We start from the raw sequence: 1,107 nt of genomic DNA, 5'->3' as shown, positions 1-1,107 counted from the left end.
CTCGCGCGGCGCGGTCGTCCACAATGCGCTTCCGGGACCATGCACGATGCCCGGCTGGAGGATTGCGGCAGGCTTCGGCCCGGCCAGAAGTGCTTCTTCCATGGCGATTTTGGCGTCGCGATAGTCTTCCAGGCCGGTGCGGGTGATCGCGGCGTCTGAATCGATTTTTCCGCCGGGCCAATGGTCATAAACCACCAGCGAGCTCATATGCACGATACGCTCAAGCTCCGACGCCTGAGCGACCTCATACAAGTCGTTGAAAACGTCCAAGTTTTCCCGTCCACCCGAGCGGACATCATAGGCGAGATGGAATAGAATTTCCCTGTTATTTAGCGCCTCGGACATAAAGGCGTGGTCTTGCAGTTGCCCGACCAGGACCTCTGCGCCGGCGGCTTCGAACTGATTAGCCCCATGTCTGGAACGCAACGCAACCGTGACTGAGGCACCGACAAGCAACAACCCAGCAACGAGCCGGCGACCAATGAAACCTGTCGCTCCGGTGACGATAACGCGGCGTCCCGAAAAATGGTTTCGGGCCTCACCCAAAAAAGCGTCGGCAAGAAGTGGTCGATCATGGGTCATTTTCCCCTCAATCAGCCATTTTGGGCGAACCTTCCAGAGATTTTTTGCCCTGTCGGATTTTACGGATGACGACTGGCCTTATTATTGCGTAAGTCGGGGACTGGATCCAAACCTGTTTCACATGAGGGGACTATGCGCATTTTGATCACTGGAGGGGCCGGTTTCATTGGGTCTCACCTGGCCGAGCGACTGGTGGCTGAAGGCCATGATGTGGTGGCTCTGGATGACCTCTCAACGGGCCAGAAGAAGAACCTGGCCAGCCTTGATGGCAATAATCACTTTCGCTTCATTGAAGGTTCTGTCCTGGACGTCGATCTTGTCAATCAGCTGGTTGGCGATGCCGATATGGTCTTCCACATGGCGGCAGCGGTTGGTGTGAAGCTGATCATGGACGAACCGAGCCGGTCTATCCTGACCAATATCACCGGCACAGAAAACGTCCTGAAAGCGGCTATTCCAGACAAGACGCCGACCTTTATCGCTTCGACCTCCGAGGTTTATGGCAAGACAACCAAATTCCCGTTC

General features: G+C 55.7%; 2 protein-coding genes. One reads left to right on the top strand and one right to left on the bottom strand.

Annotated features, from left to right (window positions below; all coding sequences use genetic code 11):
• Nucleotides 1-582 (bottom strand): NAD-dependent epimerase/dehydratase family protein (locus LYNGBM3L_RS49825; RefSeq protein WP_008183571.1); only part of this gene is annotated, 582 nt, incomplete at its 3' end.
• A gap of 132 nt (nucleotides 583-714) precedes the next feature.
• Here LYNGBM3L_RS49825 and LYNGBM3L_RS49820 point away from each other — a divergent pair.
• On the top strand, nucleotides 715-1,107 hold a 393-nt coding region (locus LYNGBM3L_RS49820), incomplete at its 3' end, for an SDR family NAD(P)-dependent oxidoreductase (RefSeq protein ID WP_131827474.1).

This window comes from Moorena producens 3L (genome assembly GCF_000211815.1).
GTDB classification, from domain to species: Bacteria; Cyanobacteriota; Cyanobacteriia; order Cyanobacteriales; family Coleofasciculaceae; genus Moorena; species Moorena producens.
The sequence above is the reverse complement of the archived record's forward strand: the minus strand, read 5'-3'. Positions and strand labels throughout refer to the sequence as shown.